This window comes from Streptomyces sp. NPDC021225 (assembly GCF_044332865.1).
GTDB lineage: Bacteria > Actinomycetota > Actinomycetes > Streptomycetales > Streptomycetaceae > Streptomyces.
Window position 1 is genome coordinate 581994 of record NZ_JBIRPV010000004.1, and the last position, 17413, is coordinate 599406.

At 71.4% G+C, this 17413-nt stretch carries 15 protein-coding genes; 4 read left to right on the plus strand and 11 right to left on the minus strand.

Annotated elements, in window-relative coordinates; genetic code table 11:
• Positions 1–1101, plus strand: coding sequence for a serine hydrolase domain-containing protein (locus ACH4S9_RS20955; protein WP_398373513.1), 1101 nt, complete (start codon positions 1–3; stop codon positions 1099–1101).
• On the opposite strand, the gene ACH4S9_RS20960 is transcribed toward ACH4S9_RS20955, so the two are convergent.
• The 3 genes from ACH4S9_RS20960 to ACH4S9_RS20970 all read right to left on the minus strand — a co-directional run bounded on the left by ACH4S9_RS20960 (position 1098) and on the right by ACH4S9_RS20970 (position 4152).
• Positions 1098–2234 carry a hypothetical protein gene (locus ACH4S9_RS20960; RefSeq protein ID WP_398373514.1) on the minus strand — a complete coding sequence of 379 codons (1137 nt, stop codon included), beginning with the start codon at positions 2232–2234 and terminating at the stop codon, positions 1098–1100. The two genes, ACH4S9_RS20955 and ACH4S9_RS20960, sit on opposite strands and share 4 nt — an antisense overlap.
• Positions 2234–2764: a hypothetical protein gene (locus ACH4S9_RS20965; protein ID WP_398373515.1), complete on the minus strand. Its 531-nt coding sequence runs from the start codon at positions 2762–2764 to the stop codon at positions 2234–2236. The genes ACH4S9_RS20960 and ACH4S9_RS20965 overlap by 1 nt, the downstream gene beginning before the upstream one ends.
• 128 nt (positions 2765–2892) lie before the next feature.
• Positions 2893–4152: a cellulase-like family protein gene (locus ACH4S9_RS20970; protein ID WP_398373516.1), complete on the minus strand. Its 1260-nt coding sequence runs from the start codon at positions 4150–4152 to the stop codon at positions 2893–2895.
• Positions 4153–4276: 124 nt separating this feature from the next.
• On the opposite strand from ACH4S9_RS20970, the gene ACH4S9_RS20975 reads away from it, so the two are divergent.
• The gene (locus ACH4S9_RS20975) at positions 4277–4987 is read left to right on the plus strand and encodes a FadR/GntR family transcriptional regulator (RefSeq protein WP_398373517.1); all 711 of its coding nucleotides are present in this window, start codon (positions 4277–4279) and stop codon (positions 4985–4987) included.
• Positions 4988–4998: 11 nt separating this feature from the next.
• On the opposite strand, the gene ACH4S9_RS20980 is transcribed toward ACH4S9_RS20975, so the two are convergent.
• From ACH4S9_RS20980 to ACH4S9_RS21005, 6 genes are all read right to left on the minus strand, one after another.
• Positions 4999–6303: an SGNH/GDSL hydrolase family protein gene (locus ACH4S9_RS20980; RefSeq protein WP_398373518.1), complete on the minus strand. Its 1305-nt coding sequence runs from the start codon at positions 6301–6303 to the stop codon at positions 4999–5001.
• A 227-nt stretch (positions 6304–6530) separates the two neighbouring features.
• On the minus strand, positions 6531–7646 hold the full coding sequence (locus ACH4S9_RS20985; protein WP_311728949.1) for an ABC transporter ATP-binding protein: 1116 nt from the start codon (positions 7644–7646) through the stop codon (positions 6531–6533).
• A gap of 5 nt (positions 7647–7651) precedes the next feature.
• Positions 7652–8515, minus strand: coding sequence for an ABC transporter permease (locus tag ACH4S9_RS20990; RefSeq protein ID WP_385337175.1), 864 nt, complete (start codon positions 8513–8515; stop codon positions 7652–7654).
• Positions 8512–9339 (minus strand): molybdate ABC transporter substrate-binding protein, encoded by an 828-nt coding sequence (modA, locus tag ACH4S9_RS20995; RefSeq protein ID WP_311728951.1) that lies wholly within the window; start codon positions 9337–9339, stop codon positions 8512–8514. The genes ACH4S9_RS20990 and modA overlap by 4 nt, the downstream gene beginning before the upstream one ends.
• 20 nt (positions 9340–9359) lie before the next feature.
• The gene (locus ACH4S9_RS21000; protein ID WP_311728952.1) at positions 9360–9746 is read right to left on the minus strand and encodes a helix-turn-helix transcriptional regulator; all 387 of its coding nucleotides are present in this window, start codon (positions 9744–9746) and stop codon (positions 9360–9362) included.
• A gap of 160 nt (positions 9747–9906) precedes the next feature.
• Complete coding sequence (locus tag ACH4S9_RS21005; RefSeq protein WP_311728953.1) at positions 9907–10479, minus strand: TerD family protein; 573 nt, start codon at positions 10477–10479, stop codon at positions 9907–9909.
• Positions 10480–10843: 364 nt separating this feature from the next.
• Here ACH4S9_RS21005 and ACH4S9_RS21010 point away from each other — a divergent pair, with 364 nt between their 5' ends.
• Both ACH4S9_RS21010 and ACH4S9_RS21015 read left to right on the plus strand, forming a co-directional pair.
• Complete coding sequence (locus tag ACH4S9_RS21010; protein WP_398373519.1) at positions 10844–12715, plus strand: potassium transporter TrkA; 1872 nt, start codon at positions 10844–10846, stop codon at positions 12713–12715.
• A 187-nt stretch (positions 12716–12902) separates the two neighbouring features.
• Positions 12903–13268, plus strand: coding sequence for an MmcQ/YjbR family DNA-binding protein (locus ACH4S9_RS21015; protein ID WP_311728955.1), 366 nt, complete (start codon positions 12903–12905; stop codon positions 13266–13268).
• Positions 13269–13280: 12 nt separating this feature from the next.
• On the opposite strand, the gene ACH4S9_RS21020 is transcribed toward ACH4S9_RS21015, so the two are convergent.
• Positions 13281–15710 (minus strand): glycosyl hydrolase family 95 catalytic domain-containing protein, encoded by a 2430-nt coding sequence (locus tag ACH4S9_RS21020; protein WP_398373520.1) that lies wholly within the window; start codon positions 15708–15710, stop codon positions 13281–13283.
• A 107-nt stretch (positions 15711–15817) separates the two neighbouring features.
• Positions 15818–17098, minus strand: a complete 1281-nt coding sequence (locus ACH4S9_RS21025; RefSeq protein ID WP_398373521.1) for a polysaccharide lyase family 1 protein — start codon at positions 17096–17098, stop codon at positions 15818–15820.
• Positions 17099–17413: the final 315 nt, after the last annotated feature.

Here is a 17413-nt window from a genome sequence, read left to right on the forward strand (position 1 = left end):
ATGCAGCGGAGAAAGTTCCTCACCGTGGCGACGGCGACGGCGGGCGGAACGCTGCTGGCCGGCAACGCCGCAGCCGCCGACGACCTGCCCGACCTGCCCGCGCTGGTGCGGCGGTATGTGACCCGTGCGCTGGAGGCCGGCAGCCCCAGCGTGGTCTGCGGGGTCATCCACGGCGGCCGCCGCCATGTGGCGGGCGCGGGCGAGGGCCCGGGCGGCGCGGCGCCCGACGGCAGAACCGTCTACCAGCTCGGCTCGATCGCCAAGACACTCACCGCCACGGCCCTGGCCCGCGCCGTGTGCGCGGGCACCACCCGCCTCGACGCCCCGCTCACCCTGCCCGCCCGGTTCCCCGTCCCGCACCGGGGGCCACGCCCGATCACCCTGGTCGATCTGGCCACCCACAGCTCCGGCCTGCCCTCGCTGCCGCCGAACCTGGCCGCCGACGCGGACCCTTACGACCCGTACGCCCACTACACGCTGGACGATCTGGCGAGCGGCCTCGGCGAGACCACCCTGGCCACCGAACCGGGTAGCCGCTACGCGTACTCGAACTTCGGGGTCGGCCTCCTCGGGCAGGCGCTGGCCTTCGATGCCGTCGATGCGATGCTGCGCCGCCGGGTGGCCGAGCCGCTCGGCCTGAAGGACACCACCACCGCGCTGCGGCCCGACATGGCGGCCCGCAAGGCGGTCGGACATTTCGCCGGACAGCCCGTCCCCGACTGGCGCGACCGCGTGCTCAGCGCGGCCGGCACCTCGATGTACGGCACCGCCGACGACATGGTGCGCTTCCTGAGCGCACAGCTGCGCCCGGGGCGCTCCCCGCTGCGGGCCGCCATCGAGCTGACCCAGCGCCCCCATTTCACGGCTGAGGGCGGCCTGCGGCTCGGGCTCGGCTGGCACCTCAGCCCGCTGCCCGGCGGCCGGACCATGACCTGGCACAACGGCGGCACGGGCGGGTTCAGCACCTGTGCCGCATTCAGCCGGGAGAGCGGCTCGGCGGTGGTGATGATGGTGAACACCTTCAACGAGCAGACCGCGACCGACCCCCGCCCGGTCGACGCCCTCACCTTCGGCCTGCTCGGCGAACTCACCGCGGTTTAGCGGTCGTCCGGGGCGATGCGCTCGGTCCAGACCATGGTTTCCTTGATGTCGGCGCCCGGGCCGACGCCATGGTTGGCCTTGCGCTGCCAGGACTGGTAGCCGGGCAGGAACGACTCGGTGTCGGTGTCGTTGTGCAGCGTGTACTGCACGATGAGCTTGCCGTCCGGGTCGGTGCCCTTGACGACGTAGTCCACGTTGTACGAGCCGAGCAGGGACTGCGCCTCGTTGGTGTCGCCGCCCCACAGATTGTCGAGCCCGGACATACCGGCCATGTCCTTGGCGAAGTCCTTCACCTGCCCGCCGAACGACTTGCCGGAGATCCGGTACGCGAGCTGGCCCTCCCCCTTGCCGGCCTGCCACCCCGCGAGCGTCTGGCTCCGGATGCCGTCCATGCTCTCGCTCTTGCGGAGTTGTTCGACGAACGGGTCGTGCTGGGAGAAGAAGTAGTGGTCGTCGCCCGTCCCGGCGACCCAGTTGGCCGCGAGGGTGCGCGGCGTGAGGTGGTTGGTCGAGGGGAAGGGGTCGAGGCCGTCCATGTCCCGGCCGAGGGCGTCATAGTGGTCCGTGCTGATGCCGCTGGTGTGGTTGATGTCCGTGCGGACCTGCCCGGTGTTGAACCACAGCTCCAGGCCGACGTTCTCCATCAGCGTGATCGACAGGTTCTGGTCGGCCTCGAACGCCTCCCGCAGGATCTCGTTGAGCCGGGTCTGGGCGGCGTTCACCTTCTTCACGTCGGCCGCGTCGTAGTTCTCCGGGGTGCACCCCTCGGCCAGGACCACCTGGGCCTTCGCCGGGTTGACGTACATCCCCTGCTCGCCGAACTCCCGCACCGCGTCGCTCAGCTTGCGCTGCGCGGCCTTCAGCTCCCCGGCCCCGTCCTCGATGCTCCGGCGGACCCCGTCGGCCACCTTGGCGGCGGCGGTCACCTGGCGCTGGATGTCATCGATCTGCGTCCAGGCGAAGGGGGCGGCCATGCCCTCCCAGTACCCCTTGTCCTTCAAGGGCTTCAGCACCTCGTCACGGACCTTGTCGTCGAGGTCCTTGATCCTGTCGTGGACGCCCTTCCACTTGGTGGCCAGGGTGTCCAGCGCCCCGAAGTCGGCCGATCGGAACTCCTGATAGAAGGTGGCCATCAGAACCTCGAGATCGATGAGAGGGACGGGTCGTCGGCCGGGAACCGGGGTTCCTTCAGGCCGAACGAATCTCCCGTGTCCACGTCCTGCTTCACATGGATGCCGGCCGCGGCCCGCAGGCTCTCGGAGATGTGGGCGAGCCAGGCGGTGACCGTGCCCGCCTGCTCCTCCCAGTGTTTGTGCGACTGTCTCAGCGCGCTCTCGGCCTGGAGACCGCCCACGCCCTTGAGCGCCGCGGAGGTCGGCTCCTCCAGCGACGCCGCCTGCTTGTGCAGCGTGTCGTACACCTCGTCCGCCTTGCCGGCCGCGCCGCGCAGCACGCCGGGGGCGATCGCGAGGTTCTGCGGCACCGGGCCCTGGACGCCGGGGGCGAGCGGACGCCGGGGCGCGGGCGCGCCGGGGTCGTAGATGTTGGGCTTGCCCGGCTGGGCCGCCAAGGGGGGCGGGGCGATGAGCCCGCCTCCCTCGGCCGATCCGGGCGGCAGTGGGAGCTGGTCGTCTCCCGGCTCGGGCAGATCGTTGTCGCTCATGGCGTCTGACACCCCCGTTGTGTGCACGACAGGGTACGTCGGTCGGCCCTGCGGGCGCCCTCATAACGTCCAAACAGATCGCCGGGAACGGCGCGGCCCCGCCTGATGACCGTGGCGGGGCAGGGCGCTCAGCCGAGCAGCAGCGTGTTGCACTCCCGCTGGAGCGCGAGGTCCTGCCACATCGGGTGGTGGGGCGCGGCGTTGGAGCACACCACCGTGCCCCAGGCGCCCACCCGGGCGGACTCGGCGACCGCGCGGCGGCAGAACGCGGCCCCGATCGGGCCCTCCTCGAAGGTGCCGTGCAGCGGGGTGTAGCCGATCCAGCCCTCGCCGAAGACCAGCGGGACTCCGGCCCCGGCGGCCCAGTCGGCGGCGGCCTCGATCCAGGTGACCAGCCGCTGCTCCATCGCGAGGCGGTGGACGGCGTACCGCTCGTACAGCCAGGCGTCCCATTTGACGGGGTCGCACCAGTCGTGTGCGTAGATCTCGCGGCCGACGAGCGTGGCCTCGAGACGCCACAGGTCGCCGGCGGGCGGCGCCCAGTCGGCCAGGTCCGGGGCGTCGGGGCGCAACAGGTGTTCCCGGGCGAAGTCCTGGGGGAAGGGGCGGGACGGGGCGCGCAGGGCGAAGGCGTCGATGAGCTCGTCGAGCACGCCGTAGACATACGGGTGGAAGACGGCGACGTCCACGTCGCGCGGGACGCCGCGCAGCGATCCGACCGGGACCTTGGCGTAGTTGACCGTGACCGGCCGGTCGGGGTGGCGCTCCCGGAACCGGGCGAGGCCGCGCTCCAGGCGCGGCCGCAGGGCGACCACGGTGTCTGGGCCCGCCAGCCCCTCGGTGAGCCGCCCGCCCTGGACCTCGTTGTGCAGCTCGGTGAAGGCGATCCGGTCGTCCAGCCCGTGGACGGCCAGGAAGTCGATCAGGTCGGCGAGCGCGTCGGCGAGGGCCTCGGCGCGCCGCTCGGGGGCGACGGCCATCAGGGCGTCGTACCAGGAGCGGTCGCCGCCGAACGACGGGCTCTGCTGGTACTCCCAGCTGGAGAGGATGACGAAGCAGCCGTGCCGGCGGGCGGCCTCGAACAGCGCGCGCAGATGGGCGCGGCCGTCGATCTCGGTGCTGCCGCCGACGTCGTACCAGCGGGTCCGCTGCCCGTATCCGCCGCCCAGGGGTGCCAGCCGGAGCCGGCTGGTGTCGAGCCCGGAGCCGAAGAGCAGAAAGGGCATGGCGCAGACGCGCACCGTGTTGTATCCGCGCGCCACGGCCTCGGCGAAGGCGCGGTCGAGGTCGGCGAAGGGTTCCCCGGGGCCGGTACGGGTGTACCAGCTGAAGTCCCACAGGGAGATGGTCAGTTTCTCCGGCAGGTGGTCGGGCGGCGCGACGGGCACGGTGGACCGGCCTTTCGGTAGGGGGACGGTTCATCGTCGGCGGGTGTCACAGGCAGTGTCAAGATGTATTCATATTTAATGCCCGCGATAGGGTGAGCGCCCGGATCTGCGAGGAGGAACCCCCATGCCGTCCTATTCCGGCCGAGGTGTGCACGGCCAGGTGGTCCGGCTGCTGGGTGCCCGCATCGTGGGCGGCGAGTTCGCCGAGGGCGAGGTCCTGGACGTACGGGCCCTCGGCGCCGAACTGGACGTCAGCCTCACCGTGATGCGCGAATCCCTGAAGGTCCTCGCCGGCAAGGGGCTCATCGACGCCCGCCAGAAGCGCGGCACCTTCGTGTGCCCCCGGGCCGCCTGGAACCTCCTGGACTCCGATGTCATCCGCTGGCGCGTGGAGGCGGGGGACGGCGAGCGGCTGATGCGCGATCTCGCCGACGTGCGCTCCCTCGTGGAGCCCGCCGCCGCCCACCGCGCGGCGCTGCGCCGCACCGAGGCCGATCTGGTCGCGCTCGGCGCCGCGCTCGCCGCCATGGCGGACGCCCGCGGGGCTGCCGCGGAGGAGGAGGCCGACGCCTCCTTCCACCGCGCGCTGCTCGCCGCCACCGGAAATGAACTCCTCGCCCGCCTCGATCTGTTGCTGGAGCCCGGCCTGCGCGAGCGGGACCGCCTGGTGCACGCCCACGGCGGCGCGGACGACCCCGTGCCCAGCCATCGCGCGGTCCTGGACGCCATACGCGAGCAGGACGCGCCCCGCGCCGAACTCGCCATGCTGGACCTGCTCGCCAAGGCGGCCGAGGACCTCGGCCAGGTGTCGGCCACGCGGGCCGACGTGAACTGACACCGGCAGGCTCAGCCCCTCGCCGACCCGGCCGGCACGGGTTCGGTCCCGCCGCCCCTCGGGCCGGCCGGTTCGGTCAGGTCGGCCAGGTCGACGGCGTCTGCCATGGCCTGTAGCCCCGTGTCGTTGAAGTGCAGATGGTCGCCGGTGTCGTAGGCGGGGAGGATGCGGTGCGGGTCCGCGGGGTCGCGGACCACGGCGTCGAAGTCCACCACCGCGTCGAACACCCCGCTGTTCCTGATGAACTCGTTCACCGCCTGCCGCACGGCCTCGCGGGCCTCGGTGTAGCCGCCGTTGCCGCCGTACGGGGTGATGGTGCCCCCGATGACGCGGATGCCGCGCGCGTGGGCCTGCTCGACGATGCCGCGGTAGGCGTCCGCGAACGCCGTGGGGTCGGTCTGGTTGGGGCTGCCCTTGATGTCGTTGATGCCCTCCATCACGATCATCGCGCGCACCCCGCTGCGGGAGAAGACGTCCGCGTCCAGCCGGGACAGCGCGCTGGGCCCGGTCCCGTCCAGCAGCACCCGGTTGCCCGAGATGCCGGCGTTGAGCACGCCCAGCTGTCGGCGCGGGGGCAGTACGCGCAGCCGCGCGGCCAGCCGGTCGGGCCAGCGGCGGTTGGCGCTCGCCGTGGACCCCGAGCCGTCGGTGATGGAGTCGCCGAGCGTGACCACGCTGCCGGGGGTGCGCGGGCTGAGCACGTCCACGCCGGTCACGTAGTACCAGGAGCTCGTGGTGGCCGTGAACGCGGCGCCGTCCTGGTCGGCGGTGTGGTCGCCGTCCGGGGAGAGGAACGAGGTCTGGAGGGCGGAGCGGTGGTAGGTCGCGGGCCCCGAGTCGGTCGGGGTGTACAGGGTGATCAGCAGATTGGTGTCCGCGGGGACGCGCAGCCGCACCGGGTCGCTGACCGCGTCCTCGCCGGCCGGCACGGTGGCCGAGGACCGGCCGTGGAAGGTGATCCGGCGGGCCGACCCGGCGATGGCGTTCGGGCTCTTCGGTGCCCCGGCCTCCTGGAGTGCCACGGTGGCCGCGCCGAGTTCGAGCGGGGCCGTGCCGAGCCGGTTGGATACTCGGATCCGGGCCGCCTGGCCCCCGACACTGGTGTGCACCACGTTGCGGATCGAGTTGCCGGGCAGGGCGGGTGCGGTGCCGGCCGCGGCGGCCTCCCAGGTGCCGACCCAGCCCCGGCCGCCGTGGCCGCCGGGGCCGGGGGCCGGTCCGCTGTCCGCCCAGGCGGTTGCCGCCCCGCTCAGCGGCACCAGGGCGAGTGTCAGTGCAGCGGCCAGGGTTGAGAGAACGTGCCGAATCGAGACCATGTGGTGCTGCCCTTCCAGGTGAGAGCCAGCCGGAGTGAGGTCACGTGCGGAACGGGGGCGCCGCGCCCGGCCGGGGTGCGGGCCGGGCGACATTGAGCGCGCCGTAGGCAATCATCACCAATACATCGGATGCGTCAAGGTGCCAGGCGCCGAAAACCTGGAGGCGCTGAAGACTGATGAGTTGATACACCCGATGTATCGAGGGTTGCTGTCCACGCCCCTCGGCGTCAGGCCGGGTAGGCGTGGGTCTGGGCGGCCTTGACCGAGGCCCAGACCGTGACCCCCGGGTGCAGGTCCAGCTCCGCGGCGGCCACGGTGGTGAGGTCGGCGGCGAGCGGGAGTTCGCCCGTGAGGTCGGCGCGGATCTGGTCGCCGTGGGACTCCAGCCCCGCCACCCGGACGCGCCAGACATTGCGCGCGCTGGACTGGGTGGGGCGGTCGCGGTGGAGGGTGACGGCGCCGGGCGGAAAGGCGACGAAGGCGGGGCCGGTCAGGTCGTCCGCGGTGATGATGGCGGGGCCGTCGGCCAACCGCACGGTGTGGCCGTCGGCGTGGCCCTTGTAGAGGTTGAGCCCGACCAGGTGGGCGATGTAGTCGGTCCGGGGGCGGCGGGCGACCTCGCCGGGGGTGCCCTCCTGGACCGCCCGGCCGCCCTCGATGACGACGAGCCGGTCGGCGAGCACCATGGCGTCCAGCGGGTCATGGGTGACCAGGACGGCCACCGCCTCGAACTCGGCGAGGTGGCGGCGGAGCTGCGCCCGTACGTCGAGGCGGGTGCGGGCGTCCAGGGCGGCCAGCGGCTCGTCGAGGAGCAGCAGCCGGGGGCGGGTGGCCAGGGCGCGGGCCAGGGCGACGCGCTGGGCCTGCCCGCCGGACAGCCGCCGGGGCTTGACGGAGGCGTGGCCGGCCAGGCCCATGCGGTCCAGCCAGGTGGCGGCCAGCGCGCGGGCCTCAGCCTTGGACAGGCCCTGGCAGCGGGGGCCGAACGCCACGTTGTCGAGCGCGCTCAGGTGGGGGAAGAGCAGATAGTCCTGGAACACCACGCCGACCGGGCGGGCCTCGGGCGGGGTGTCGCGCAGGGACCTGCCGTCCAGCCGCAGATGGCCGTCGCCGAGCGGGGCCAGCCCGGCCAGGGCGCGCAGGGCGGTGGTCTTGCCCGCGCCGTTCGGGCCGAGCAGGGCCAGGACATCGCCGGGCGCGGCGGTCAGCGCCACATCGAGGGAGAAGGCGCCCCGGTCGACGACGAGCCGCGCGTCCAGCCCCCCGGCGGGGGCGGCGGACGTGGCGGAGGCGACGGCGGAGGCGGTGGCACCGGATCCGTCGGTGGAGTCTGCGTCTCCCATGGTTCTCACGGCGTGGTCATCCAGCGGTCGCGCAGCCCGGCCAGGACCGCGATGGACACGGCGAGCAGCACCAGGCTCAGCGCGATCGCCGCGGCCGGGTCGCTCTGGAGGGCGAGATAGACGGCCAGCGGCATCGTCTGGGTGCGGCCGGGGAAGTTGCCGGCGAAGGTGATGGTGGCGCCGAACTCGCCCAGCGCGCGGGCCCAGGCCAGCACCGCCCCGGCGGCGATGCCGGGGGCGATCAGCGGCAGCGTCACCCGGCGGAAGGCGGTGAAGCGCGAGGCGCCCAGGGTCGTGGCGGCCTCCTCGTAGCGCGGATCGGCGGCCCGCAGCGTGCCTTCCACACTGATGACGAGAAACGGCATGGCCACGAACGCCTCGGCCACGATCACCCCCGTCGTGGTGAACGGCAGCGTGATTCCGAACGCGTCGTCGAGCCAGCGGCCCACCACCCCGTTGCGGCCCAGCGCCAGCAGCAGCGCCACACCGCCCACCACCGGCGGCAGCACCAGCGGCAGTGTCACCAGGGCCCGGACCAGGCCGCGCCCGGGAAACTCCGTACGGGCCAGCAGCCACGCGAGCGGCACCCCGAGCACCAGCGCCACCGCCGTGGCGGCCGTGGCGGTCACCAGCGACAGCCGCAGGGCCTCCCAGACACCCGGGCTGGTCAACTGCTCCGGAAGGCTGTGCCAGGGCGCCCGGACCAGCAGGGCGAACAGCGGCAGCAGCAGAAACGCCAGCCCGAGCAGCGCGGGCAGCAGCAGCGGCAGCGGCGCGAGACCCCGCCCGACGGCCCGCCGCCTCGGACGCCGGGGCCGCCGGCCACCGCCGGTGAGGGTGTCGACCGCGGCGTCCGAGGGGCCGGTCACGGCTTGAGGAACCCGGCGGCGGTGAGGACCTTCTGGCCCTCGGCGGACTTCACCAGGGCGACGAAGGCCTTGGCCGCCGCCGCGTTGGGCGCGTCCTTCAGCGGGGCGATCGGGTACGCGTTGATCGCCTCGGCCGACTCGGGGAACTCCACGCCGTCGACCTTGCCGCCCGCCGCCTTCACATCCGTCTTGTACACGACCGCGGCGTCGACCTCCTTCAGCTCCACCTTCGTCAGGGCGCCCTTCACATCCTGCTCATAGCTGACCGGGGTCAGCTTGAGACCGGAGGCGTCGAGCGCCTTCTGCGCGGCGGCACCGCAGGGCACCGTCTTCGCGCACAGGGCCACCTTCAGCCCGGACTTGGTGAGGTCCTTCAGGGTGCCGATCTGCTGCGGGTTGCCGGGGAGCGTCGCGATCGCAAGCTGGTTGCGGACGAACGTCGTCGGCGTGCCGTCGGTGTCATGCGCGTCGGTGACGATCTTCATCGTCTTGTCGCTGGCGGCCGCGAAGACATCGGCGGGCGCGCCGGAGGTGATGCTGGCCGCGAGGGTGTCGCTGCCGCCGAAGTTGAAGGCCACCTTCGTCCCCGGGTGCTCCGCCTCGAACTTCTCCTTCAGCGTCGTGAAGCTCTCCTTGAGCGAGGCGGCGGCGAACACCGTGACCGTGCCGGACAGCTTCTTCGCGGAGTCCTTCTCGGAGGAGTCCTTCTCCGAGGAGGAGTCGGAGGAGGACGAGCAGGCGCTCAGCGCGAGCAGCAGCGCGGCGGCCCCCGCCGCGGTCGTCGTCAGCGCGCGCGTCCTGCGGGGTGCGGAACGGGTCGTCACGGATATCTCCCTCTGCCCTGTCATGCCTTCTCGACGACCACGTTCGTCGACTTGATCACGGCGACCGCGGGAACGCCGGGCTCAAGCCCCAGTTCCTCGGCCGACTCCCGGCTGATCATGGACACCACGCGGAACGGCCCGGCCTGGATCTCCACCTGCGCCGACACATCCCCGAGGATCACCTCGGTGACGATGCCCGAGAAGCGGTTGCGCGCCGAGGAGCCGGTGCTCTCCCGCTCGGCGCGGTTCAGCTCCCGTACGAACGCGGCCAGGTCCGGCCCGGGGATGATCCGGCGGCCCTGCTCATCGCGCTCGGCGCGCAGCCTGCCGCTGTCGACCCAGCGCCTGAGCGTGTCCGCGCTGACGCCCATCAAGGCGGCGGCGTCCCCGATCCGATAGGTGTGCATACATCGATCATACTGCCGCAGATGCCAGCCCTACGATGCGTCTCACATCGCAGAAGCGGAACAATCAGGGGGAAGGCCTCGCAGATGCGGGACGGCCGAGACGGCACCAGCGGTGTTCCGGGGAACACCGCTGGAAGGAGGGACACCCGCGTCGGCGCGGTTACACGTTGACGCCGTAGTCCTTGGCGATGCCGCCGAGGCCCGTCGCATAGCCCTGGCCGATGGCGCGGAACTTCCACTCGCTCTCACGGCGGTAGAGCTGTCCGAACACCATGGCGGTCTGGTCGTGCGCGTCCTCGGTCAGCTCGTAGCGGCACATCTCCACGCCCGTCGCCTGGTGCACCAGGCGGATGTACGCGTCACGGATCCGGCCGAAGGTGGTGGCCGCCCCGCCCTCGTTGTGGATCGACACCACGAACACCACGGACTCGGCCTGCGCCGGGAGCAGGTTGAAGTCGACGGCGATCTGCTCGTCGTCGCCCTCGCCCTCGCCCGTCTGGTTGTCGCCGGTGTGGCGGACCGAACCCTCCGGCGTGGTGCGGCTGTTGAAGAAGACGAAGTGCTGGTCCGACAGAACCCTGCCGTTGCCGCCCAGGACCAGGGCGCTCGCGTCCAGGTCGACGTCACCGGGGCCGGTGTTCACCTTCCAGCCCAGGCCGACGACCACGCTGGCGAGACCGGGCTCGGCGCGGGTGAGGGAGTAGTTGCTGCCCTTGGTCAGGCTCACGGCCATGAGGTGTTTCCCCTTTAGTGCGAATGACTGCGAATCACATGCGCGTGAACGCGCGGCGTGCCATGGAGCGGACGGGCATGCCGATGGCGCCGGGAATCGCCGAGGACAGCCCGTCCACGCGTCATAATCTACAACGATGTAGAAGATGGCGGGTGGCTCTCGGACGATCTTCGGCCAAGCGGCGCACCTCCCGACGGCTCAGGGCCCGGCACCCCCAAGACGCCGCGCACCGGGCCGTGTTGGGCGGGCGGCCGCGGGTCCGATTGGCGTGGTGAGAGGCTTGGGCTACACCCTGTCGGCGTACAGAGCTGATCATGAAGCCGGTCGCGGCTGGTGACGGCAGGGGCCAGGGAGGGTGTACGGCATGCGCAAGAGGCTGCGGGAGCGGCTGCGTTACTGGTTCGACGGGACGATGGACCGTGGAACCTCGGCGCTGATCGGCTGGCTGGGGCTGGCCTCATTGGCATTGATCACCGTGGTGTCCTGCACGGTGGCGGTCCTCGCCCACAAGGACACCGAGGAGAACGGGGGCTGGCCGGGCGTCATCTGGATGAGCCTTCTGCGCACCCTCGACCCGGGCACGATGGGAGGGGACACCGGGCGGCCGGTGTTTCTGCTGCTGATGCTCACGGTGACCGTCGGGGGCATCTTCATCGTCAGCGCGCTGATCGGTGTGATCACCACCGGCCTGGAGTCCCGGATCCAGGAGCTGCGCAAGGGCAAGTCGCGGCTGATCGAGCACGGGCACACCGTCGTGCTGGGCTGGTCGGAGCAGATCTTCACGGTCATAGCCGAGCTGGTGGAGGCCAACCAGAGCGAGCGGCGCTCCTGCGTGGTGATCCTCGCCGACCGGGACAAGGTCGACATGGACGACGAGATCCGGCGGCGGATCCCCGACACCGGGAAGACGCGGGTGATCTGCCGCTCGGGCAGTCCGCTCCAGCGGGGGGACCTGGAGCTGGTGAGTCCGGACACCGCCAAGGCGATCATGGTGCTGCCGCCCGTCGGGGAGGACAGCGACATCGACGTCATCAAGCAGCTGTTGCTGCTGAACAGCCGCGTGTGGAGCGGGACGCGTCCGCATGTGGTGGCGGCGGTGCAGAGCTCCGAGAACCTGGCGGCCGCCCGCTTGGCCGCGGGCGAGAGCGCGCTGGTGGTCGACGTCGACGACATCGCCGTCCGGCTGATCGTCCAGTCCCACCGGCAATCCGGCCTGTCCACCGTCTTCAACGAGCTGCTCAGCTTCATGGGCAACGAGGTCTACCCGTGGGCCGAGCCCTCGCAGGTCGGTTCCACGTACGGGGAGTCCCTGAACGCCTTTGAGCTCGGCGTGCCCATCGGCCTGCACCGCGCGGACGGAGAGGTGCTGGTCAACCCCCCGATGGACACCGTCATCGGAAGCGGCGACCAGCTGCTGTTGGTCGCGGAGGACGATCTGCTCATCAAGGCGGCGAGCGAGCGGCCCACGATCGTCCGCTCGGCGATCGCCACAGCCGGCGTCGCGTCGCCGATGCCGGACCGGACCCTGATGATCGGCTGGAACCCCCGCGCTTCGAAGATCGTTTCACTGCTCGACCGGCTGGTGAAACCAGGGTCCGTGGTGGATGTCGCGGCCCCGCACCGGCCCGAGGAGGACCTGAGCGGAGAGCTGGCGAACCTGACGGTCGGCTACAAGCACTGCGAGCCGGTCCGCCGGCCGTCGCTGGAGTCCCTGGACCTGGACACCTATCGGCACATCGTGGTGCTGACGGACGACGAGATCGACGCCGGACGGGCCGACGACCGCACCCTGGTGACCCTCCTCCATCTGCGCGACATCGAAATCCAGCTCGGCGACCCGTACTCGATCGTCACCGAGATGAACGACGACGCGAACCGCGAGGTCGCGCAGGTCACCAAGGCCGACGACTTCATCGTCAGCACCAAGGTGATCAGCCTGCTGCTCACCCAGCTCACCGAGAACCGCCACCTGTACGCCGTGTTCGCCGACCTCTTCGACCCCGAGGGATCGGAGATCTACCTCAAGCCCGCGCCGAGCTATCTCACCCCGGGCGCGAAGGCGAACTTCGCCACCGTGATCGAGGCCGCCCGGCAGCGCGGTGAGTCGGCCATCGGCTACCGGCTGGCGCGGCAGAGCGACGAGCCGCCGCTCTACGGCGTCCACCTCAACCCCTCCAAGACCGCCCCGCTCGTCCTCCAGGAGGGTGACACGGTCGTGGTGCTCGCCGAGGACTAGAACCTGTCCGGCGGATCTTGACGCCTGCGGCGGGCTCGCCCCCGCCCCTTCCCGACCCCTGTCGATATGCGGCTCCGCCGCGCGGGGGGCTCCGCCCCAGACCCCGGGGTCCAGGGGCAAAGCCCCTGGTTACGGGAAGGGGCGGGTAGGGGAAAAGATCCGTCGGACACCCCCTAGGGTGATCCGTGTGACCCCTGAGCAACTGCGCTCCTTCTGCCTCTCCTTCAACGCGGCCGTGGAGGACTTCCCCTTTCCCCGGTTCGAGGAGATCTCGGCCTTCAAGGTGGGAGGCAAGGTCTTCGCCCTGACGACCCTGGACGCCCGCCCCCTCACCGTGAACCTGAAGTGCGACCCCGACGACGCGCTGCGCCTCCGCGGTGAGAACCCGGGGCTGATCGTCCCGGGGTGGCACATGAACAAGCGCCACTGGAACACGGTGACGGTGGACGGCGGGCTCCCGGACCGGCTGGTCCGGGAGCTCGTCGAGGACTCCTACGACCTGGTGGTCGCGCGGCTGCCGAAGGCCGAGCGCCTCAGGCTCGACCGCCCCTGAGGTCGTCCACCGTCACGCGGGGACGAGGCGGTACGTCCGTCCGGGGACGGTGTCGAACGAGGTGAGGTCCGGCTCGGGGTGGTCCACCCGCACCGGTTTTCCCTGCGCGATGACCCTCAGCCGGCCCGTCGACCGGACCACGGCCCGGGCTCCGGTGCCCGAGCGCAGCCGGCACTCGGCCAGGGCGCCGCCGCTCCAGGCGAGTTCCGCCTCGAAACCGCCACGGGCCAGCAGCCCCCGGATCCGGCCGTCGGGCAGCGATGAGGGCAGGGCGGGGAGGAGATGGAGTTCACCGGCGTGGGACTGGAGCAGCCACTCCGTGATCCCGGAGGTGGCGCCGAAGTTGCCGTCGATCTGGAACGGGGGGTGCAGATCGAAGAGGTTGGGCGCGGTGCGCTCGGGCGTGAGCAGGTCGCCCAGCAGTTTGAGGGAGCGGTCGCCCTCGTGGAGCCTCGCCCAGAAGTTGATTTTCCAGGCGAGCGACCAGCCGGTGCCCGCGTCGCCGCGCTGCTCCATGGTCCTGCGGGCCGCCGCGAACAGCTCGGGGGTTCCGCGCTCGGTGATCTGGTGGCTGGGGTGGAGCCCGTACAGGTGCGAGATGTGCCGGTGGCTCTGTTCCGGGGCGATGGCGTCCCAGTCCTCCTGCCACTCCTGGAGCTGGCCTTGGGCGCCGATCTTCATGGGCGGCAACTTCTCCCGCGCGGCCCGCGCCTCGCCCCGCGCGGCCGGGTCCTCGCCGAGCAGTTCGGAGGCCTTGACGAAGCCGTCGAAGAGATCGCGGAGAATCTGGTTGTCCATGGTCGGCCCCGCGCAGAGGGACACATCCGGGTGGTGGGCGTGCTCGGGGGACATCGACGGGCAGGTGACCAGGTGGCCGCTGGAGGGGTCGGTGACCAGGGCGTCGAGGAAGAACCGCACCGCGCCGGCGAGCACCGGATAGCGCTTGCGCAGCGCCTCCTTGTCGCCCGTGAACAGATAGTGGTCCCAGATGCCGGTCGCCAGCCAGGCCCCTCCGGTGGGCCAGGTCCCGTAGAAGGCCTTGTCGCAGGGGGCGGTGCCACGCCAGCCGTCCACGTTGTGATGGGCGACCCAGCCGCCCGCTCCGTACAGCGTCCGGGCGGTCTTCGCGCCGGACACCGACAGGTCGGCGAGCAGGTCGAAGACGGGCTCCCAGCACTCCAGAAGGTTGGTGAGGGGGGCGGGCCAGTAGTTCATCTCGGTGTTGATGTTGATGGTGTACCGGCACGACCAGGGCGGGCTGAGCACGTCGTTCCAGATGCCCTGGAGGTTGGCCGGCTGGGTGCCGGGCCGTGAGCAGGCGATCAGCAGATAGCGCCCGAACTGGTAGTGCAGAGTGATCAGTTGAGGGTCGGAGGCGGAGGTGAAGTTCTTCACCCGCTCGTCGGTGGGCAGCCCGGCCGCGTCGGTCACCCCCAGGTCGAGACCCACCCGGCGGAACAGGCGCCGGTGATCCTCGACATGGCGCTCGCGCAGCGTTCCGAACGGGACGTTGGAGGCGGCGTTGAGCGGGGCGGTGGCGCGGGCGAGGTGGTCGCCGGTCGGGTTCCGGAAGTCCGTATAGCTGGTGCCGACGGAGATCAGCAGGGTGACGGAGTCGGCGCCGGTCACGGTGAGTTCTCCGCCCTCGCTGCTGACGGCGCCCCCCTCCGCGTGGGCGCGGGCCAGCGCCCGGAACCGCACCTGCCCGGCGATGCCGCTCCGGGTCTCCCCTGAGCCGTCGATGGCGACGGTGATCCGGTCGGGCGAGGAGCCGGTCACGTCCTGGGGGCTGTCGAAGGCGGCGGTGAAGGAGACGGAACCGGGGGTGTCCGCGGTCAGCCGCATGGCGATGACCTGGTCGGGATGGCTGGCCATCACCTCGCGGCGGTAGGCGACGCCGCCCTGGGTGTAGCGCACGGACGTGACGGCGGAGTCGATGTCGAGCTCGCGCCGGTAGTTGCCGACCTCGCCCTGCGCTGGGAAGGTCAGCCGCAGCTCGCCGACCGTCTGATAGGGCAGCTCGGACAGCGGATTCCCCATGAACGTCTCGTCGATCAGGTCTTGGGCGCCGGCCCACTCCCCGGCGAACACCCTCCTGCGGATCTCGGGAAGGTTGCTCAGGCCCTGGGGACTCGCCGGGTCGTACGGCCCTCCGGCCCACACCGTGTCCTCGTTGAGCTGGAGCCGTTCGGTGTCGGTGCCGCCGAACACCATGGCGCCGAGCCGTCCGTTGCCGATGGGCAGCGCCTCCAGCCACGCGGCGGCGGGCCGCGGATACCAGAGGGCGAGCTCGCCGGGGAGGGGGGCGCTCGCGCCGGTGCCGGATGCCGCGGAGCCGGATCTCCCGGCGGCGTGGGCGCCTCCGGCCGGGACTCCGGACGCGATTCCGGCCGCGCCCGCCGCGGTCGCTGTGGACAGAGCGAAGAAATGTCTGCGGTCCATGGCCCCAAGACTCGATGCGTCGAATGGCTGGTGACTAGAGGCCGGCGACTGGTTTCAACGGGGGTGCGTCGCCCGCCGGAGCGGCGGATGTCCCCGCCCGGAGGCCGTCAGCGCAGGTGGCCGTCGGCGAGCCCGTTGAGGTACCTCTCGACGTGGGTGTAGCCGTCGGCGCCGGTGGCCTTGGCGTCGGCCGGGTCGGCCGGGTTCAACCCCTGCGCGCGTTCCCAGGCGTCCGGCATGCCGTCGCGGTCGCCGTCGGGCGGCGGGGTGCCGCCGCGCAGGGTGCCGAAGCCGCCCACGCTCTCCGGATCGCTGATGATGGCGCCGGTCTGCCGGGTCACATCGTCGACCAGGCGGGTGTCGATGGCGTCACGCGGCCGTGAGGCGCCCGCGCCCGCCAGCACCGTCCGGTACGCCTGCTGCGCCGTTTCCACGGTGACCGGCGGGAACGCGAAGGGCTTGTCCTCGACGGTGGCGGGCCCGAGATCCGCCTGTGTGGTCTCCCGGCCGTTGAGCCGCCCGTCGAGGTCTCCGTCGTAGAAATTGCCGGCCGCGTAGATGTGGTAATTGGCGTTGGCGCGCGAGAACGGACCGCCGGACGACGAGGGGCCCTTGATGAAGTAGTTTCCGATGGCGTTGGCGTTGCTCACGCCCGCCGAGTCGCCCAGGATGTAGGCGTCCGAACCCCAGTCGTAGATCACGCTGTTGACGTACTGGAGCCGCCCCTTGGACTTGGGATTGCGGGTCTTGTTGTGCAGATACAGATTGTGGCTCAGCGTCACACCGTCGCTCTGCACGAGGCCGCCGCACGAGTGCGGGGACAGGCCCTCGGCGATGATCGAGTTCTGGACGGTGACGTTGGTGCTCGAGTTGATGGAGAAGTTCTCGTCCCGCCCCCAGGAGGTGGAGACATGGTCGAGGATCATGTTGCTGCCGCTGTCGATCCCCACGGCGTCCCGGTTCTGGTTCGGTGTGAGCCCATGACGGAACCGCATGTACCGCACGATCACGTTGTCGGAGTTCGACAGGGAGATCTGATACCCCCGGGTGGACACCCCGTCGCCCGGGGCGGTCTGCCCGGCGACGGTGATGTCACTGGCGATGTGCAGCGGCGAGGCGAGCGTGATGTAGCCCCCCACGTCGAAGACGACGATGCGCGGGCCCCTGCTCACCGCGTCACGGAAGGAGCCGGGACCGGAGTCGGCCAGGGTGGTGACGTGATAGACCTCGCCGCCTCTGCCCCCGGAGACCTGCGCCCCGAACCCTTCCGCGCCGGGGAAGGCGACCGGTGCCATGACCGTACTGCTGCCCGCCGCGGCCGTGGCCGGAGCGCCCCCGGCCGTGGCCGGAGCGCCCCCGGCCGTGGGCGGCGTCAGCGGACCGGACACGGCGGCAAGCGCGATCGCCCCAAGGGCTGTCTTCCACCTGCGTAACACGAGTGGCGCTCCCTTCGGTTGGTTCTCCTGGTCCGTTGTCGCACCTGGAGGCCGGAAAGTTGCCGTGGACGAGCACGGGCGTTCTTGTCCACGGCGCGCCCCGCTGACACACTCATCCGCTGAAAGCGCTTACCCCGGAAATGCCCCTGACCGATCCAGTTCGAGGTGCGGAGACACGGTGAGCGAACACAGTCGCAGGCATGTGTTGCGGACCGGCCTTGGCGCGGCGGCCGGAACGACGGCGGTCGGCGGGGTCGGTGGTCCCGC

Bases quoted from the DNA above. Each gene is read 5' to 3' on its own strand.
- ACH4S9_RS20985 (WP_311728949.1), bottom strand. From the start codon at position 7,646: ATGGGAGACGCAGACTCCACCGACGGATCCGGTGCCACCGCCTCCGCC.
- ACH4S9_RS21020 (WP_398373520.1), bottom strand. From the start codon at position 15,710: ATGGACCGCAGACATTTCTTCGCTCTGTCCACAGCGACCGCGGCGGGC.
- ACH4S9_RS21005 (WP_311728953.1), bottom strand. From the start codon at position 10,479: ATGGCCGTGAGCCTGACCAAGGGCAGCAACTACTCCCTCACCCGCGCC.
- ACH4S9_RS21000 (WP_311728952.1), bottom strand. From the start codon at position 9,746: ATGCACACCTATCGGATCGGGGACGCCGCCGCCTTGATGGGCGTCAGC.
- ACH4S9_RS20960 (WP_398373514.1), bottom strand. From the start codon at position 2,234: ATGGCCACCTTCTATCAGGAGTTCCGATCGGCCGACTTCGGGGCGCTG.
- ACH4S9_RS20965 (WP_398373515.1), bottom strand. From the start codon at position 2,764: ATGAGCGACAACGATCTGCCCGAGCCGGGAGACGACCAGCTCCCACTG.
- ACH4S9_RS21010 (WP_398373519.1), top strand. From the start codon at position 10,844: ATGCGCAAGAGGCTGCGGGAGCGGCTGCGTTACTGGTTCGACGGGACG.
- ACH4S9_RS20980 (WP_398373518.1), bottom strand. From the start codon at position 6,303: ATGGTCTCGATTCGGCACGTTCTCTCAACCCTGGCCGCTGCACTGACA.
- ACH4S9_RS20975 (WP_398373517.1), top strand. From the start codon at position 4,277: ATGCCGTCCTATTCCGGCCGAGGTGTGCACGGCCAGGTGGTCCGGCTG.
- ACH4S9_RS20955 (WP_398373513.1), top strand. From the start codon at position 1: ATGCAGCGGAGAAAGTTCCTCACCGTGGCGACGGCGACGGCGGGCGGA.